The organism is Paraburkholderia phenoliruptrix, assembly GCF_902859825.1.
GTDB lineage: Bacteria > Pseudomonadota > Gammaproteobacteria > Burkholderiales > Burkholderiaceae > Paraburkholderia > Paraburkholderia phenoliruptrix.
The window spans coordinates 18,741-33,887 of the sequence record NZ_CADIKB010000052.1; the positions used below are offsets into that span (position 1 = coordinate 18,741).

The window sequence follows — 15,147 nt, forward strand, 5'->3', positions numbered from 1 at the left end:
TTCTCATACGTAGCGGCGCAGGTAGTTCGTACCGCCGCAATTAACACTTAATAGGTATTTTCTTCTCGCCGTTTCAGACCTGAAACGTTTTCAGCCAATTTTGTTTAATTCGCCCGCGCGATGATCCGGCTGCCTGCCGACGGGCCAAGGGATTGGGCCCGGTGGCATGTGTTTCGCTAATTGGGGTACCTGAGGAGGCACATATGCGATTACCGTTGTTGGGCATCCGTCGGATGCCGGTTGCGCTGCGCGCGGCGCTTTTGCCCGAGCGGCATCCCGCGGCGGTTGCCGACGCGCTTTGCTCGCGGCAGAACCGCACCTTCACATTCGAGGCGTCGGCGCCACGGCGCGCACTGACCGCGCCCGCGCGCGTGACTTTGTGGGACGAAATTGCTCCGCCGCTGCCTTTGCCCTTACCGGTTCCGTCAGACGCCGCTCACACCGTGCAGCAGCTGGCGCCGGACGATCCGTGCAAATAGCTGGCGTGGTCCCCGCGGCAACCGGGGCGCGCAAGCGGCCGAAGACAGGCCGCGCCGCGGCCCGGGCGCCGGTGTCAGGTAGAATCGGTGCGGTTACATTCCCCCTTCCATTCGATGACGACGCTCACTCTGATCGTCGCTCGCGCCAATAACGGCGTGATCGGCCGCGACAACCAGTTGCCCTGGCGACTTCCCGAAGACCTCGCGTTTTTCAAGCGCACCACCATGGGCGCGCCCATCATCATGGGCCGCAAGACACACGAGTCGATCGGCAGGCCGCTGCCGGGACGCCGCAACATTGTCGTGACGCGCGACGCGACGCGGCGCTTCCAGGGCTGCGACGCCGCCACCACGCTCGACGAAGCGCTGAAGCTCGCCGCCCAGGATCAGGCTCCCGAAGCGTTTCTGATCGGCGGCGCGCAGTTGTATGTGGAAGGACTGCGTCTCGCGGACAAACTGATCGTCACCGAGATTTCGGCCGATTTTCAGGGCGACGCGACGTTCCCCGCAGTCGACCCTGACGAGTGGGAAGAAGTCGCGCACGAAACGCACCGCGCGGATGCGCCGAACGATTTCGACTACGCGTTCGTGACCTACAGGCGCAAGAGCCACTGAGGCGAGCGGCGTGGCGGCGCCGAAGCGAAAAATCGCTTACTGCCCCGCGATCGTCATCCGTTCGATCAGCACCGAGCCGGTTTGCTTCGTGCCGCGCGTGATGGTATCCGCGCCGATCGCGACGATGTGGCGGAACATCTCCTGCAGCGTGCTCGCCACCGTGATTTCCTCGACCGGATACTGGATCTTGCCGTTTTCGACCCAGAAGCCCGACGCGCCGCGCGAGTAGTCGCCCGTCACATAGTTCACGCCCTGCCCCATCAGTTCGGTCAGCAGCAGGCCGGTGCCGAGCTTGCGCAGCATTTCCTCGAAGTCGTCCTCGGCGCGCGTGTTGGAACTGAGCAGCGACAGGTTGTGCGAGCCGCCGGCATTGCCAGTGGTCTGCATGCCGAGCTTGCGCGCCGAATACGTCGAAAGAAAATAGCCTTCCACGACGCCGTCTTTCACGACGGAGCGCTGGCGGGTGCGCACGCCTTCCTCGTCGAACGGCGCGCTGCCCATGGCGCGCGGCACGTGCGGATCTTCGACGATCTGCACATGCGGCGCGAACACCGGCTTGCCGAGGCTGTCGACGAGAAACGACGTCTTGCGATACAGCGCGCCGCCGCTCGTGGCCTGCACGAAGGCGCCGAGCAGACCGGCGGCAAGCGGCGCTTCGAACAGCACCGGCACCTTGCGCGTGTCGAGCCCGCGCGCGCCGATGCGCGCCAGTGCCCGCTGCGCCGCGTAACGGCCGACGGCTTCCGGATCGGCCAGCTGTTCGGCGCTGCGCGTGGATGTGTACCAGTCGTCGCGCTGCATGTTGCGGCCGCTGCCGGCAATCGGCGCGCACGCAATGTAATGGCGCGAGTATGGGTAGCCCGCGAGAAAACCGCGCGACGTGGCGAGCACGAACTGCGAATGCTGGGCCGACACGCTTGCGCCCTCGGAGTTTTTGATCTGCGGATCGGTGGCGAACGCGGCGTCTTCCGCGCGACGGGCGATCTCCACCGCTTCGTCGGCGGACAGATTCCACGGATGATAGAGGTCGAGGTCGCGCGGTTCGGTTTCGAGCAGCTCGGCTTCGGCGAGACCGGCGCAATCGTCTTCCGCGGTGAAGCGGGCAATGTTGTACGCCGCCGCGACCGTGTCCTTCAGCGCCTGCGACGAAAAATCCGAAGTGCTCGCATTGCCGCGCTTGTTGCCGATGAACACCGTCACGCCGACCATCTTGTCGCGGTTATGCTCGATCGTCTCGACTTCGCCGCGCCGCACGGAGACGGACAGGCCGTCGCCTTCGGAAATTTCGGTCGCGGCGTCGGTGCCGCCGAGCGACTTCGCGTGACGAAGGATGTCCGAGGCGATTTCCTTCAGTTCATCCTGGGTATGCGGAAAAAAGCGCTGCCTGACGTCCATGTCTGCTGCCATTGTGGTTGCCGTCCTTGTGGGGCCGAGCGGCCCGGGTATTCGTCCATGCGCGCTCGCACCTGCTCGCGCGACTCGCGTGCGCCTCGCCTGTGCCTCGTGTTCCTTCATGTACGAATCACAGGCGCATGGGCATCGTTGAAGCATCCCGCGATCATAGCAAGCTCAGCGCTCGCGCACCTGGCTTCGCAGCACGGTTTTTCGCACGACGCGCGCGGCGCCATACCGCGCCGGGGCGGGTTCGCGAGGTCCGGCACGCTACAATATCGGCATGACACGCAAAACCCGCATTCAACCCATCGAATCCGCCGAGCCGGAAGTCGACGAGAACGGCTACGACCGCCCGAGCAAGTCCCAGCTGAAGCGCGAAATGCACGCGCTGCAGGAGCTGGGGGCGGCGCTGATCGCGCTGCCCAAAGATGCGCTCAAGCGCATGCCGATGCCGGAAAAACTCGACGACGCCGTGCGCGAGGCGCGCCGCATCACCGACCACGAGGGCAAGCGCCGTCAGCTGCAATACGTGGGCCGCGTGATGCGCTCGCTGCTCGACGACGAAACCGCGGCGCTGCGCACCGCGCTCGACACGTACAACGGCGTCAACAAGGCGGAAACGGCCAAGCTGCACTGGATCGAGCGTACCCGCGAGAAACTGCTCGCCGACGACGCCGCGCTCACCGAATTCATCCGCCAGCACCCGAACGCCGATCCGCAAGAGGGCCGCACGCTGATCCGCAACGCCCGCAAGGAAGCGCAGCAGAACAAGCCGCCGCGCTACTTCCGCGAACTGTTCCAGTGGATCAAGAACGCGGACAGCCCTGCCGCCTCGACAGATTCCGCCGACGACGACGTTGAGGAAAACGACGATGACGACCGCGACGCCTGATTCCACGCAAAAGCTCGCGCGCAGCCACCCGGACGAGATCCTGATCGGCCTCGTGTCGATCAGCGACCGGGCGTCCACGGGCGTCTACGAGGACAAGGGCATTCCCGCGCTGCAGGAATGGCTCGGGTCCGCGCTGAGTTCGCCGTGGCAGGTCGTCACGCGGCTGATTCAGGACGACGCGGCGACCATCTCCGCCACGCTCATCGAACTGGTCGATCAGGCCGGCTGCGATCTGGTGCTCACCACGGGCGGCACCGGCCCGTCGCGCCGCGACGTGACGCCCGAGGCCACGCTCGCGGTCGCCACCAAAGAAATGCCGGGATTCGGCGAGCAGATGCGGCAGATCAGCCTGAATTTCGTGCCGACCGCGATCCTCTCGCGCCAGGTGGCGGTGATCCGCGAAACGGCGGATCATGCGGCGCTGATCATCAACCTGCCGGGTCAGCCGAAGTCGATCAAGGAAACGCTGGAAGGTTTGCGCGACATGGAGGCCGGCGGCGGCGTGACGGTGCCCGGTATCTTCGCGGCGGTGCCGTACTGCATCGATCTGATCGGCGGGCCGTATGTCGAGACCCATGCCGACGTCGTGAAAGCGTTCCGGCCGAAGAGCGCGGTTCGTGCGCCCCGGCCGGCCTGAGCTGTTCCGCGCGGCTTATTCCGCGTTCATCGACGCGTCCGGCGCGGGCGGAATCAGGAAATGCTCGCGATAATACTTGAGCTCGTCGATCGATTCGTGAATGTCGGCGAGCGCCGTGTGCATCGCGCGCTTCTGGAAGCCCTTGTAAATGGCCGGCTGCCAGCGCCGGCACAGTTCCTTGAGCGTGCTGACGTCGAGATTGCGGTAGTGGAAGAAGGTCTCCAGTTCCGGCATCCAGCGCGCCATGAAGCGGCGGTCCTGGCAGATGGAGTTGCCGCACATCGGCGATTTGCCCGGCGGCACGTAAGCGCCCAGAAAATCGCGGATCAACACCGTGGCGTCGGCTTCGCTCACCGTCGAGGCCTTCACGCGGTCAATCAGCCCGGAGCGCCCGTGCGTGTTCTGATTCCACTGGTCCATTTTCGCTAGCGTCTCGTCGCTCTGATGGATAGCGAGGACCGGACCTTCGACCATTCTGTCGAGCGTCGAATTCGTCACCACCACCGCGATTTCGATGATGCGGTCGGAGTCGGGGTCGAGCCCGGTCATTTCCATGTCCAGCCAGACGAGATTCATGTCGCTGCGCACGAGCGGCGGCTGTTGGGCGGATTCGAGGATGTCAGTCATGAAGGCAACCCTGAGGGCCGGGCCGAAAGCTTGCCTGGAAGCTGCGGCGCTGCGGCGATGGTTCGTATGAGATGGTAGGGACGGTTGTAGCCGGTTCAAGCAGGTCCCCGCTGCGAGGCGGGAAGAAACATATAATTCTCGCATAGATACCACGGAATCCACGGATGCCTACCCTGTACTTCACTGTCCTGTTCGTCGTCGCCGTCGTGGCGATGGTCGGCACCAAGCTGTGGCTCGCGTCGCGGCAGATCCGCTTTGTCGCGCGCCATCGCGAAGCAGTGCCGAGCCAGTTCGCCGGCACGATTGCGCTGGCCGCACACCAGCGAGCCGCGGACTACACCGTCGAGCGCACGCGCCTCACCATGGTCGAAATCGTCGTGGGCGCCGCCGTGCTGATCGGCCTCACGCTGCTCGGCGGCGTGCAGGCGCTCGACCTCGCGATCACCGACTGGCTCGGCCGCGGCTATCTCGGCCAGATTGCGCTCGTCGCGGCGGTCATCGTCATCACCAGCGCGATCGACCTGCCGTTCGACTACTACCGCCAGTTCGTGATCGAGCAGCGCTTCGGCTTTAACCGGATGAGCCTGCGCATCTTTGTCGTCGACCGTGTGAAGGGCGTGTTGCTCGGCGCCGCGTTCGGCCTGCCGCTGCTCTTTGTCGTGCTGTGGCTAATGAACCAGGCGGGCAGTTTCTGGTGGCTGTGGACGTGGATTGTCTGGGTCGTCTTCCAGATGCTCGTGCTCGTGCTCTACCCGTCTTTCATCGCGCCGCTTTTCAACAAATTCGAGCCGCTCAGGGACGAAGCGCTGAAAAACCGCATCGAAGCGCTGATGAAGCGCTGCGGCTTCGCCGCCAAAGGCCTCTTCGTGATGGACGGCAGCCGCCGCTCCGCGCACGGCAACGCGTATTTCACGGGCTTTGGCGCGGCCAAGCGCATCGTGTTCTTCGACACGCTGCTCGCGCGCCTCTCGGGCAGCGAAATCGAGGCGGTGCTCGCGCATGAGCTCGGCCATTTCAAGCGCCGTCACGTGATCAAGCGGATGCTGGTCACCTTCGCCCTCAGCCTCGCGATGCTCGCGCTGCTCGGCTGGCTCACACAGCAGGTGTGGTTCTACGAAGGGCTCGGCGTGAGACCGTCGCTGGTCGGCGGCAATAGCGCGCTCGCGCTCGTGCTGTTTTTCCTCGCACTGCCGGTGTTCGTGTTCTTCGTCACGCCGCTCGGCAGCCTGACCTCGCGCAAGCACGAGTTCGAGGCCGACGCGTTTGCCGCGACGCAAACCGACGCGCAAGACCTCGTCAACGCCCTCGTCAAGCTATACGAAGACAATGCGTCCACGTTGACGCCCGACCCGCTCTACACCGCGTTCTATTACTCGCATCCGCCGGCGTCGCAGCGGATCGACCGACTGTTGCGGCACGCATGAGCGGCCGCTCCCGACAAACGCCGCGCGCAGCGTCCGGCACGCGCGTAGGCGGACTCGTCGTGGCCGCGCATGGGCGCCACTATCTCGTCGCGCCGGAACACGGCGGCCCGATGCTCCAGTGCTTCCCGCGCGGCAAGCGCAGCGAGGTGGCGGTGGGTGATCGCGTGATTTACGAGCCGACCTCGGCCGATCAAGGCGTGATCGTCGAAATCGGCGAGCGGCGCAATCTGCTGTATCGCTCCGATCAGTACAAGTCGAAGCTGTTCGCGGCGAACCTCGATCAGTTGCTGATCGTGCTCGCCACCGAACCGCATTTCAGCGAAGACCTGCTCGGCCGTGCGCTCGTTGCCGCCGAGGCCAACGAACTCAAGCCGTTGATCGTGCTGAACAAGATCGACGTGACCGATGCGCTCGAAGGCGCGCGCAAGCGGCTCGAGCCGTATCGCGCGCTCGGCTACACGGTGCTCGAAGTGTCGATCAAGGCGCAACCCGAGGCCGCCCGCGCGGCGCTGATCGAGCATCTGCGAGGTCACTCGACGTTGTTGCTCGGCCAGTCGGGCATGGGCAAATCCACGCTTGTGAATCTGCTGATTCCGGACGCCGAGGTCGCCACCCGCGAAATTTCGACTGCACTGAACAGCGGACGCCACACGACGACCTTCACGCGGCTTTACCCGCTGCCGGCCGCGCTTGCCGGGGCAGAAGGACACGACGACGGCAAAACCGGCGCGCTGATCGACTCGCCCGGCTTCCAGGAGTTCGGCCTGCATCATTTGACCGAAGGCCGGCTCGAACGCGCGTTCCCGGAATTCCGGCCGCTCCTGCCCAACTGCCGCTTCTATAATTGCCATCATTTGCACGAGCCGGGCTGCGCGATTCTCGAAGCCGTTGCGGACGGCCGCATCCGTCGCGAGCGGCACGCGCTCTATGCTCAACTCGTGCATGAAGCCAGCCAGATCGTGCGCTGACATGAAGCTGATGCGCGCGCCGAACCTCATCATCGGACAGCATTGGGTCAACGTGCTCGCGGCCGCCGGCGTGGCGTGCGAGCTGCACAATCGTTATCTGAACGGCGCGCTCGGCGACATTCCCGCGGATCAGTGCGCGCCGGAATTGTGGCTCGTGGATGACCGCGACGAGGCGCTGGCGCGACGCCTGATCGAGGCTGCGTCGCGCGGCCCGGCGGCCGGCTCGCCCGGCTGGCAATGCCGCCAGTGCGGCGAGAAGCTGGAAGCGCAGTTCACGGTGTGCTGGCAGTGCGGGACGGTGCGCGATCCATTGGATGGATGAGGTGCCTTAAGCGACGACGTAACCTCAAGCGAGCCAGACCGCGATGGTCAACATCAGCAGCAGAATCATCCACAGCACGACCGCGCGCCAGACGAGGCCCACCGCCGATTGCAGTGTGCGCGGCGTGCAATCGTCGCCGACCTGCATCGGGCCGCCGTCGCCCGTGGCGAGTGCGTCGAGGCTCGACGGCTCGGCAAGCGGCCCGCTCAGCCGCGCGCCCAGCGCCCCGCTGCCCGCGGCGAGCAGCACGCCGTCATTCGTGTCCGGCCACTGGCGCGCATGGTTGCGCCACGCATAAATCGCGTCTTCGAAATTGCCGACAATCGCAAAGCCGAGCGACGTGAGCCGCGCCGGAACCCAGTCGATCACGAAGAAGGCACGCTGCGCAAAGCTCGAAAACGCGACGGTTCGATCGTCGACCGGGCGCGCCCACGTGCGCGACAGATATTCGGCAATCCGATACAGCACAGCACCCGCCGGCCCGACCGGAATCAGAAACCAGAAGAACACGCCGAAAACATGGCGATGCGATGCCACCACCGCGTGAATCAGCGTGTGACGGACGATCTCGCTGACCGGCATGTCGAGCGTGTCGAGGCCGGTCCATTCGTTGAGGATTTCGCGCGCGCGCGGCACGTCGTCGTTATTGAGCGCGAGGTGGATGTCCGTAAAGTAATGGCTGAACTGGCGAAAACCGAGCGTGAAGTACAGCACCGCGACGTTCCACAGAAACGCCAGCACAAAATGGATGTTGTAGAGAACGTAGTAGATGAGCGCGACGGCGAGCGTCCAGGGCACCACGACGACGAGCCAGGCAAGCAGGCCGTGCTTCGGCTTGCCCGCATCGAATCCGTGCGCCGCCGACTCCGCATGATATTGAAGCAGCGCGGATACCGGATTGTTCGGCGACAGCGCGCGCACCTGTTCAATGATGAGAGCGAGCAATACGGAAAAAAAAGTCATGCGATGCGCCGTGCTTTTCGAGTTTTACGATTGTTTCATAACGATAGCACAGGGTCGGATGCCGCTGAGCGGGGACGTTGCCAAACACCCAACGCGTGCCTGTAAGACATGCCTCAGGCCGCGAGAAAGCGATAGAAGTTGCGTAGCATCGCGGCCGTCGCGCCCCAGATGAAATAATGGCTGCCCGTGCCGCTCTCGCCTTTTTCGGCTGCTTCGAGCGACGCGCCGCGTGGATACGGCATCGCGAAAAAGCGGCGCTCGCCGCCCTCGTAACGGAACACGCGCTCTTCGTGATGCGCCGGGTTCATCAGGAAGGCGAGCGGCACCTCGAAGACTTCCGCGACCTCGAGCGCGTCCGCTTTCAACGCGAACGGCGGGTGGACGAGACCGATCACGGGCGTCACGCGAAAGCCCGTGCCCGTCAAATAGTCGGGCAGCGCACCGAGCACTTCCACACGCGAAGGCGCGAGGCCGACCTCCTCTTCTGCCTCGCGCAAAGCGGTGGCGGTGGCGTCCGCGTCGAAAGGCTCCTGACGGCCGCCCGGAAAGCTGACCTGGCCGGCGTGGTCGTTCAGATGATCGGCCCGCTGCGTCAGCAGCACGGTCAGGCCATGCGCGCGAATCACGAGCGGCACGAGGACGGAGGCGACCCGGGGGTCGGCGTGAATGTCGCGCCAGGGCGCTTCGACGATCGGCTCAGGGGTCCACGAAAGCGACTGTTCGAAGCGGGCGCGCAGACCGTCTGGCGTAAGCCGCTCCGCCGCGACCGGCGGTAGATGAGCGCCCGTTGCTTCGACGGGCAGCGTTTGAGGTTCAAAGACGGGGCGGATCAACGGATCTCTCGAATGACGGATGGAGGCGATGCCGCTATTTTGACCTGGCCAACAAAAAAGCACCCGCGAGGGGTGCTTTTCCTTACAGCATTTACGCCTGGGAAGCAGCGCGGTCTTTCGAGACCAGCTTTTCCTTGATTCGAGCCGACTTGCCCGAACGGTCGCGCAGGTAGTACAGCTTTGCACGACGCACGTCGCCGCGACGCTTCACGACGATGCTTGCCAGCAGCGGCGAGTACGTCTGGAACGTACGCTCGACGCCTTCGCCCGACGAAATCTTGCGGACGATAAACGACGAATTCAGACCACGGTTACGCTTGGCGATCACGACGCCTTCGTAAGCCTGGACACGCTTACGCGTACCTTCAACCACGTTCACGCTGACAACCACCGTGTCGCCGGGGGCGAATTCGGGGATGGTCTTCTCGCCGAGGGCGCGCGCGATTTCTTCCTGCTCGAGTTTTGCAATCAGATTCATCACTGACTCCTAAGTCCATCTTGTCGGCGTTCGTACCTGCCTGGCATGACATGCCCGGCTACGGCCCCGATAGAGGATGGGTTCACATCAGGCGCCGCACACGCATGTACGGCGCCGCCTGGTGTCCGCTCGAAAGATCGGGGCTTTACGCCTTCGGCTCTTCTTTCGCGAGACTTGCGAGCCATGCCTCGTCGGCACGGCTCAACATCTTGTTCTTTCTGGCCTTGGCGATCAGGTCGGGCCGTTTGCGCAGCGTATTGCGCAAGGCTTCCCGCCGCCGCCACGCCTCGATCTCCGCATGATGGCCGCCGAGCAGCACATCGGGGACACGCACGCCCTGATATTCTTCGGGCCGCGTGTAGTGCGGACAATCGAGCAGTACGTCGACAAAACTATCCTGCACCGCCGATTGCGAGTCGTTGAGCACACCCGGCAACTGACGTACGACGGCATCCATCAAGGCCATGGCCGGTAACTCGCCGCCCGACAGCACGAAGTCGCCCAGACTGACTTCTTCGTCGACAACCCGGTCGAGCAGGCGCTGGTCGATCGCCTCGTAGCGGCCGCACAGCAGGATCAGCCCGGGTTGTTCGGCAAACTTCATCACACGCTCGTGATTCAGCGTGGCGCCTTGCGGCGACATCATCACGACACGCGGTGCGCCGATACCCTGCTCCGCCTGCGCCGCTTTGGCCGCTGCGATCGCGTCTTCCAGAGGCTTGGCCAGCATCACCATGCCGGGGCCACCGCCGTACGGGCGATCGTCGATCGTGCGGTAGTTGTCGGTGGTGAAATCACGCGGATTCCACGTACGCAACCCATAGCGCTGCTGCTTTGCTGCCCGGCTGGTAATGCCCCAGTCGGTCAGCGCACGGAACATGTCGGGAAAGAGCGTGACGACATCGAACTGCATCGCTCTCTCCGTTTTAGCGAACTCGATTTGCTCAACTATCAATAATCGGCTTCCCAGTCGACGGTGATCTGCTTCGCCGCCTGGTCGACCGCTTTGACAAACACACCGACGAACGGGATCAAACGTTCGGCGGCGACCGGCTTGCCGGTTTTGTCGGCCGCCGGATATTCGACGCGCAGCACAGAGTGCGCGCCGTTGTCGATCATGCCAGCCACCTTGCCGAGGTTCGCCCCGGCAAGATTCACTACCTCGAGGCCGATCAGGTCGACCCAGTAAAACTCGTCGGCTTCGAGCGCCGGGAATTCGCTGCGGCTGATATAGACGCGGGAGCCGCGCAACGCCAGCGCCGCGTCGCGGTCAGCGACGCCGCCCAGATGAGCCACCACACTGTCGCTATGCAGTTTTGCCTGCAGCGACGGCGCGGATTGGCGCTCGCCGCCCTTCATGAGCCACCAGCGCTTTGCGCTCAGCAACGCGTCGCCGCCCTGGCCGGCATCCGCATGCGCGGCCACCTTGACCCAGCCTTTGAGGCCGTAAGCGTCGACGATCGCGCCGACTTCGACCGCGTCAGCCGGCCAACTCTCCGCCGTTTCCGGGCGCATGGCTGCTGCCTCGGAACCGGCGTTTGCCACATTGGCTTTCGCCTTGCCTCCGGCCCGCTCGCCCGGCTTGCGGACGAATGCACCGAATGGCGCCTCGCCAGACGTCTTTGCGCGCGGGCTTGCCTCTTTTGCCTTCGCGCGACCTGAACTGCCGGAACCACGCTCAGACATGACCAAGCCTCAGACCAAACCGCAGATTGAGCCGCGCTACGAGCTTTGACGCCAGCTTCGGCAAAACTTCTTGCGCATCGGACTGCTCACGCGGATGGCGCGAGTCGCCGGCCAAACCGACGCCGATACGCAAGCGAGCTACCATTAAGCAGCCGGCTGCGCCTTTTGCGCTTCTTTCACGAGACGCTCGACGGTCGGCGACAGTTGTGCGCCCACGCCTTGCCAATACGTCAGGCGGTCTTGAGCGATACGCAGAGCCTCGCCCTTCGTAGCGATCGGGTTGTAGAAGCCAACGCGCTCGATGAAGCGGCCGTCACGACGGTTACGCGAGTCGGTTGCGACGATGTTGTAGAACGGGCGCTTCTTGGAGCCGCCACGAGCCAAGCGGATGATGACCATACTAGAATCCTTGAAAACCGGGGTTCGGAACGACTGAAACACGCGATTATAGCGGGAAACTGACGCCATAACAAACACTTACCGGGATAAACTGAGCAATCGGGTTGCGGCGCCCCTACAGCGCGGGCTCGGAACCTCGCGCCGGCCCTCGCGCAAACGCCTGAACAACCTGACGGAGTGCCCGTGAAATCCCAGCCGCGAACTGCCCTTGCGCTCCTCTTTTTCGCTTGTCGCACCGCGTCTGTCTGCCTTATGCACGGTTTTCGCCCGGCAGCCGCTGCATTGCTGACCGCCTTCGCCTGCCAGGCCCTGGCCGCGCCGCCTGTGGAGCGCATCAAACTACCGCCGGGCTTTCGCATCGAAGTCCTGTCGGACGCGGTGCCGAGCGCGCGAGCCATGGCGCTCTCACCAAAGGGTATTCTCTATATAGGCAGCCTGGACGGTCACGTCTATGCGCTCGAGCTGCAAGGCACACGCGTTGCCGCGCGCCATGTGGTGGCGACCGGCCTGGAAGCTCCGATAGGCGTGGCATGGCACAACGGCGCGCTCTATGTCTCGGCGGTGTCGCGAATTCTACGCCTGGACTCGATCGACACGCGCCTCAATGCGCCGCCGCAGCCCGCCGTGGTCACCGACACATTGCCCGCCGAAACCCATCACGGCGCGAAATTCATTGCCTTCGGCCCGGACGGCAAGCTCTATGTCCCGCAGGGAGCGCCCTGCAACGTCTGCCTGAAGGACCGCGACCGCTACGCGCTGATCGGCCGCATGGACCCGGACGGCAGCCACTACGAAGTGGTGGCGCGCGGCGTGCGCAACTCCGTCGGCTTTGCATGGCATCCGGCGACGCGCGAGCTCTGGTTCACCGACAACGGTCGCGATCTGCTAGGCGACGATCTACCGGACGACGAGCTCAACCGTGCCTCGCGCGCCGGACTGGATTTCGGCTTTCCCTACTGCCACGCCGGCGTGATAGCCGACCCCGAGTTCGGCGCGGGGCACCCCTGCAACGCGTTCACGCCGCCGGTGGTGAAGCTGGGCGCGCATGTCGCTGCGCTCGGCATGCGCTTTTATAGCGGCTCGATGTTCCCGCCCGACTATCGCGACAACATTTTCATTGCTGAGCACGGGTCATGGAACCGCAGCAAGAAGGCCGGCTACCGCGTGGTGCGAGTCGTCACTGACCCGGACGGCAGCCATGCGCGACAAGAGGTGTTCGCCGAGGGCTGGCTTCAGTCCGGCGAAACCGTCTGGGGCCGCCCAGCCGACGTTCTGCCGCTGCCCGACGGCTCGCTGCTCATTAGCGACGATTATGCCGGCGCTATCTATCGTGTCAGTTACCCGGCACATTGACTGCCCGCGCTGCCGTGAGGACACAATCCGCGCGCGCTGCCCTGAGGCGGAACGCCGCGTGACCGCCGGCACACGCCCGGCGTAGAATGCGCGACGGTCCGCGCGCAACGGTGTGCCGCGCTTGTTCACCGACTGTTTCACCACCCGTTTCGCCACTGCTTTCACGGCCCGCTACCGCCCATTACCTCCCTATCACCTCCCTATTACCGAGCGCCGGTTTTAAACCGCCCGTCACTCTGACTCTCTTACATGTCCACGTCTTTCTCGACCTCGACTTACTTCCGCTCCAAAACGATCACAGCTGCGCTGGCTTTCTTCCTGGGCACGCTCGGCGCGCACCGCTTTTATCTTTACGGCCCGCGCGACATCTACGGCTGGGCGCATATTATCGGCACGCTGCTCGGCATTCCCGGCGCGATGCTGCTGGTAGCCAGCGAACGCGCTTCAACGCTCGGCTGGGTGCTTGCCTTTCCGGGCGCCGTATCGATTATGGCCGCATTTCTCGCCGCGATCGTCTACGGGCTGCGGCCGGACGACAAGTGGGACCGGCAATTCAACGCGCACACGCAGCGGAAAAGCCGCTCGGGGTGGACCGTTATCTTCGTGGTGATCTTTTCCCTGCTGATCGGCGCCTTTCTGCTCATGACGGGTCTCGCCATTTCCTTCCAGACCTACTTCGAAACGCAAGTGCAGGCAGCAAAGGCGCTGTCCCAATAGCGGCGGCACGCCCCCGATACGCTAGAAAAGATCCGCTAGAAAAGATCGAGTTGCCGCTTGTCAGGACGGGGGACAGGGACTCGCGGCGCCTCGTTCCGCTTGAAATGCGACATATCCAGAATGCCCCGGTCGCGCCGGTTGAGCCCCAAACGGCGAACGGCCCTGTGGAATCGCTGCTTCAGCAGGTCCGCCCACAAGCCTTCGCCCTTCATTCGGGTGGAGAAAGCCGAGTCGTAGTCTTTGCCACCGCGCATATCCCGCACGCGCGCCATGACTCGCTCGGCGCGATCCGGAAAATGCGCAGCAAGCCAGTCTTTGAAAAGCGGCGCGACCTCCCACGGCAGACGCAGCACGATATAGCTCGCGTTGCACGCGCCGGCTTCCGCGCAAGCTTCCAGCACGCGCTCCATGTCCGGTTCGGTGACAAACGGGATGACGGGCGCAATGCTGACGCCGACTGGAATGCCCGCCTCGCTCAATGTGCGAATGGTGCGCAGGCGCCGCGACGGCGTGGCCGCGCGCGGTTCGAGCGTGCGCGCAATGTCCGCATCTAGTGTGGTAATGGTGATCGCCGCCATGAATTGGCCGCGGGCCGCCATGGGCGCGAGCAGATCCAGGTCGCGCTCGATCAGCGACGACTTGGTAATCGCCGCGAACGGATGATTGCGCTCGCTCAGGACCTCGACCACCCGACGTGTGAGCCGCCAGTCGCGCTCGGCGGGCTGCCACGCGTCGGTGTTGACGCCAAGCGCGATGGGCTCCGGCTCGTATGACTTTTTCGACAGTTCGCGCTCGAGCAACTCAGGCGCGTTGACCTTTGCATAGATCCGGCTTTCGAAGTCGAGGCCCGGCGAGAGTCCGAGATAACTGTGCGTGGGCCGCGCAAAACAATAGATGCAGCCGTGCTCGCACCCGCGATATGGATTTAACGACACACCAAACGGAATATCCGGCGACGTATTACGCGTCAGAATACTTTTCGCCCGTTCTTCGAACACCTGCGTGCGCAGCACCCTGGGCGGTTCGCTTTCGTCCGCCGTGGGTACCCAGCCATCGTCCACGGCTTCGCGCTGATCGACTTCGTAGCGGCCTTGCACGTTGGTCACCGCGCCGCGGCCTTTGCGGGGCACGGGCGGCGCGATGACAAACTCGGCGGCGGAAGAGGTATCGGGTTCAGTCACGGCTCATCAACAACAGGCAGAACAAAGGAAACAGGCAGAAAACAAAACGGCGTAAACACCTGTACAAATATATGGGCTATCCATTTAGCTCCACTTGCGCCATGATCGGGTAGTGAGCGAACTCAAGCATACCCCGACTGCCGGTGAAGATTTCCCTCGAACATGGAGCCAGTTTCTG

General features: G+C 64.0%; 18 protein-coding genes. 9 read left to right on the forward strand and 9 right to left on the reverse strand.

Annotation, left to right across the window (positions count from 1 at the left end; translation table 11 throughout):
• The first annotated feature begins 203 nt into the window (after positions 1-203).
• Entirely contained in the window at positions 204-479 is a 276-nt protein-coding gene (locus HV711_RS29950) for a hypothetical protein (RefSeq protein ID WP_035476813.1), read from the forward strand.
• Positions 480-593: 114 nt separating this feature from the next.
• On the forward strand, positions 594-1,094 hold the full coding sequence (locus tag HV711_RS29955) for a dihydrofolate reductase (protein ID WP_013589204.1): 501 nt from the start codon (positions 594-596) through the stop codon (positions 1,092-1,094).
• Between the two features lie 36 nt (positions 1,095-1,130).
• Here the strand turns inward: HV711_RS29955 and pmbA are convergent, their stop codons facing one another.
• Entirely contained in the window at positions 1,131-2,501 is a 1,371-nt protein-coding gene (gene pmbA, locus HV711_RS29960) for a metalloprotease PmbA (RefSeq protein WP_013589205.1), read from the reverse strand.
• Between the two features lie 268 nt (positions 2,502-2,769).
• Here pmbA and yjgA point away from each other — a divergent pair, with 268 nt between their 5' ends.
• Both yjgA and mog read left to right on the forward strand, forming a co-directional pair.
• Positions 2,770-3,381: a ribosome biogenesis factor YjgA gene (yjgA, locus tag HV711_RS29965; RefSeq protein WP_035476817.1), complete on the forward strand. Its 612-nt coding sequence runs from the start codon at positions 2,770-2,772 to the stop codon at positions 3,379-3,381.
• A complete protein-coding gene (gene mog, locus HV711_RS29970) occupies positions 3,362-4,018 on the forward strand; it encodes a molybdopterin adenylyltransferase (RefSeq protein WP_082201363.1) in 657 nt (218 codons plus the stop codon). The genes yjgA and mog overlap by 20 nt, the downstream gene beginning before the upstream one ends.
• Positions 4,019-4,033: 15 nt before the next feature.
• Here the strand turns inward: mog and orn are convergent, their stop codons facing one another.
• Complete coding sequence (gene orn / locus HV711_RS29975) at positions 4,034-4,645, reverse strand: oligoribonuclease (RefSeq protein WP_035476821.1); 612 nt, start codon at positions 4,643-4,645, stop codon at positions 4,034-4,036.
• A 164-nt stretch (positions 4,646-4,809) separates the two neighbouring features.
• Here orn and HV711_RS29980 point away from each other — a divergent pair, with 164 nt between their 5' ends.
• The 3 genes from HV711_RS29980 to HV711_RS29990 are packed head-to-tail and all read left to right on the forward strand — an operon-like array spanning position 4,810 to position 7,359.
• The gene (locus HV711_RS29980) at positions 4,810-6,069 is read left to right on the forward strand and encodes a M48 family metallopeptidase (protein WP_028362833.1); all 1,260 of its coding nucleotides are present in this window, start codon (positions 4,810-4,812) and stop codon (positions 6,067-6,069) included.
• Complete coding sequence (gene rsgA, locus HV711_RS29985) at positions 6,066-7,037, forward strand: ribosome small subunit-dependent GTPase A (RefSeq protein WP_035476823.1); 972 nt, start codon at positions 6,066-6,068, stop codon at positions 7,035-7,037. The genes HV711_RS29980 and rsgA overlap by 4 nt, the downstream gene beginning before the upstream one ends.
• A 1-nt stretch (position 7,038) precedes the next feature.
• The gene (locus HV711_RS29990; protein WP_013589211.1) at positions 7,039-7,359 is read left to right on the forward strand and encodes a putative signal transducing protein; all 321 of its coding nucleotides are present in this window, start codon (positions 7,039-7,041) and stop codon (positions 7,357-7,359) included.
• A gap of 24 nt (positions 7,360-7,383) precedes the next feature.
• Here HV711_RS29990 and HV711_RS29995 read toward each other — a convergent pair whose 3' ends face one another.
• From HV711_RS29995 to rpsP, 6 genes are all read right to left on the reverse strand, one after another.
• Positions 7,384-8,322 (reverse strand): CobD/CbiB family protein, encoded by a 939-nt coding sequence (locus HV711_RS29995; protein ID WP_028362835.1) that lies wholly within the window; start codon positions 8,320-8,322, stop codon positions 7,384-7,386.
• 113 nt (positions 8,323-8,435) lie between these two features.
• Entirely contained in the window at positions 8,436-9,155 is a 720-nt protein-coding gene (locus HV711_RS30000; RefSeq protein ID WP_013589213.1) for a CoA pyrophosphatase, read from the reverse strand.
• Between the two features lie 91 nt (positions 9,156-9,246).
• Positions 9,247-9,633, reverse strand: a complete 387-nt coding sequence (gene rplS, locus HV711_RS30005) for a 50S ribosomal protein L19 (RefSeq protein WP_013340112.1) — start codon at positions 9,631-9,633, stop codon at positions 9,247-9,249.
• 145 nt (positions 9,634-9,778) lie between these two features.
• Entirely contained in the window at positions 9,779-10,546 is a 768-nt protein-coding gene (gene trmD / locus HV711_RS30010) for a tRNA (guanosine(37)-N1)-methyltransferase TrmD (protein ID WP_013589214.1), read from the reverse strand.
• Between the two features lie 38 nt (positions 10,547-10,584).
• On the reverse strand, positions 10,585-11,319 hold the full coding sequence (gene rimM, locus HV711_RS30015; RefSeq protein ID WP_035476825.1) for a ribosome maturation factor RimM: 735 nt from the start codon (positions 11,317-11,319) through the stop codon (positions 10,585-10,587).
• Between the two features lie 144 nt (positions 11,320-11,463).
• Positions 11,464-11,718, reverse strand: a complete 255-nt coding sequence (gene rpsP, locus HV711_RS30020; RefSeq protein WP_013340116.1) for a 30S ribosomal protein S16 — start codon at positions 11,716-11,718, stop codon at positions 11,464-11,466.
• Positions 11,719-11,970: 252 nt separating this feature from the next.
• Between rpsP and HV711_RS30025 the strand changes: the two genes are divergently transcribed.
• Positions 11,971-13,071 (forward strand): PQQ-dependent sugar dehydrogenase, encoded by a 1,101-nt coding sequence (locus HV711_RS30025; protein WP_051223895.1) that lies wholly within the window; start codon positions 11,971-11,973, stop codon positions 13,069-13,071.
• A 249-nt stretch (positions 13,072-13,320) separates the two neighbouring features.
• Entirely contained in the window at positions 13,321-13,788 is a 468-nt protein-coding gene (locus HV711_RS30030) for a TM2 domain-containing protein (RefSeq protein ID WP_035476829.1), read from the forward strand.
• 35 nt (positions 13,789-13,823) lie between these two features.
• Here the strand turns inward: HV711_RS30030 and HV711_RS30035 are convergent, their stop codons facing one another.
• The gene (locus tag HV711_RS30035; RefSeq protein WP_035476832.1) at positions 13,824-14,969 is read right to left on the reverse strand and encodes a PA0069 family radical SAM protein; all 1,146 of its coding nucleotides are present in this window, start codon (positions 14,967-14,969) and stop codon (positions 13,824-13,826) included.
• Between the last annotated feature and the right edge of the window lie 178 nt (positions 14,970-15,147).

Bases quoted from the DNA above. Each gene is read 5' to 3' on its own strand.
- rimM (WP_035476825.1), bottom strand. From the start codon at position 11,319: ATGTCTGAGCGTGGTTCCGGCAGTTCAGGTCGCGCGAAGGCAAAAGAG.
- rplS (WP_013340112.1), bottom strand. From the start codon at position 9,633: ATGAATCTGATTGCAAAACTCGAGCAGGAAGAAATCGCGCGCGCCCTC.
- HV711_RS30025 (WP_051223895.1), top strand. From the start codon at position 11,971: ATGCACGGTTTTCGCCCGGCAGCCGCTGCATTGCTGACCGCCTTCGCC.
- HV711_RS29955 (WP_013589204.1), top strand. From the start codon at position 594: ATGACGACGCTCACTCTGATCGTCGCTCGCGCCAATAACGGCGTGATC.
- HV711_RS29990 (WP_013589211.1), top strand. From the start codon at position 7,039: ATGAAGCTGATGCGCGCGCCGAACCTCATCATCGGACAGCATTGGGTC.
- mog (WP_082201363.1), top strand. From the start codon at position 3,362: ATGACGACCGCGACGCCTGATTCCACGCAAAAGCTCGCGCGCAGCCAC.
- trmD (WP_013589214.1), bottom strand. From the start codon at position 10,546: ATGCAGTTCGATGTCGTCACGCTCTTTCCCGACATGTTCCGTGCGCTG.
- HV711_RS29995 (WP_028362835.1), bottom strand. From the start codon at position 8,322: ATGACTTTTTTTTCCGTATTGCTCGCTCTCATCATTGAACAGGTGCGC.
- orn (WP_035476821.1), bottom strand. From the start codon at position 4,645: ATGACTGACATCCTCGAATCCGCCCAACAGCCGCCGCTCGTGCGCAGC.
- yjgA (WP_035476817.1), top strand. From the start codon at position 2,770: ATGACACGCAAAACCCGCATTCAACCCATCGAATCCGCCGAGCCGGAA.
- HV711_RS29980 (WP_028362833.1), top strand. From the start codon at position 4,810: ATGCCTACCCTGTACTTCACTGTCCTGTTCGTCGTCGCCGTCGTGGCG.
- pmbA (WP_013589205.1), bottom strand. From the start codon at position 2,501: ATGGCAGCAGACATGGACGTCAGGCAGCGCTTTTTTCCGCATACCCAG.
- HV711_RS30030 (WP_035476829.1), top strand. From the start codon at position 13,321: ATGTCCACGTCTTTCTCGACCTCGACTTACTTCCGCTCCAAAACGATC.
- rpsP (WP_013340116.1), bottom strand. From the start codon at position 11,718: ATGGTCATCATCCGCTTGGCTCGTGGCGGCTCCAAGAAGCGCCCGTTC.
- rsgA (WP_035476823.1), top strand. From the start codon at position 6,066: ATGAGCGGCCGCTCCCGACAAACGCCGCGCGCAGCGTCCGGCACGCGC.
- HV711_RS29950 (WP_035476813.1), top strand. From the start codon at position 204: ATGCGATTACCGTTGTTGGGCATCCGTCGGATGCCGGTTGCGCTGCGC.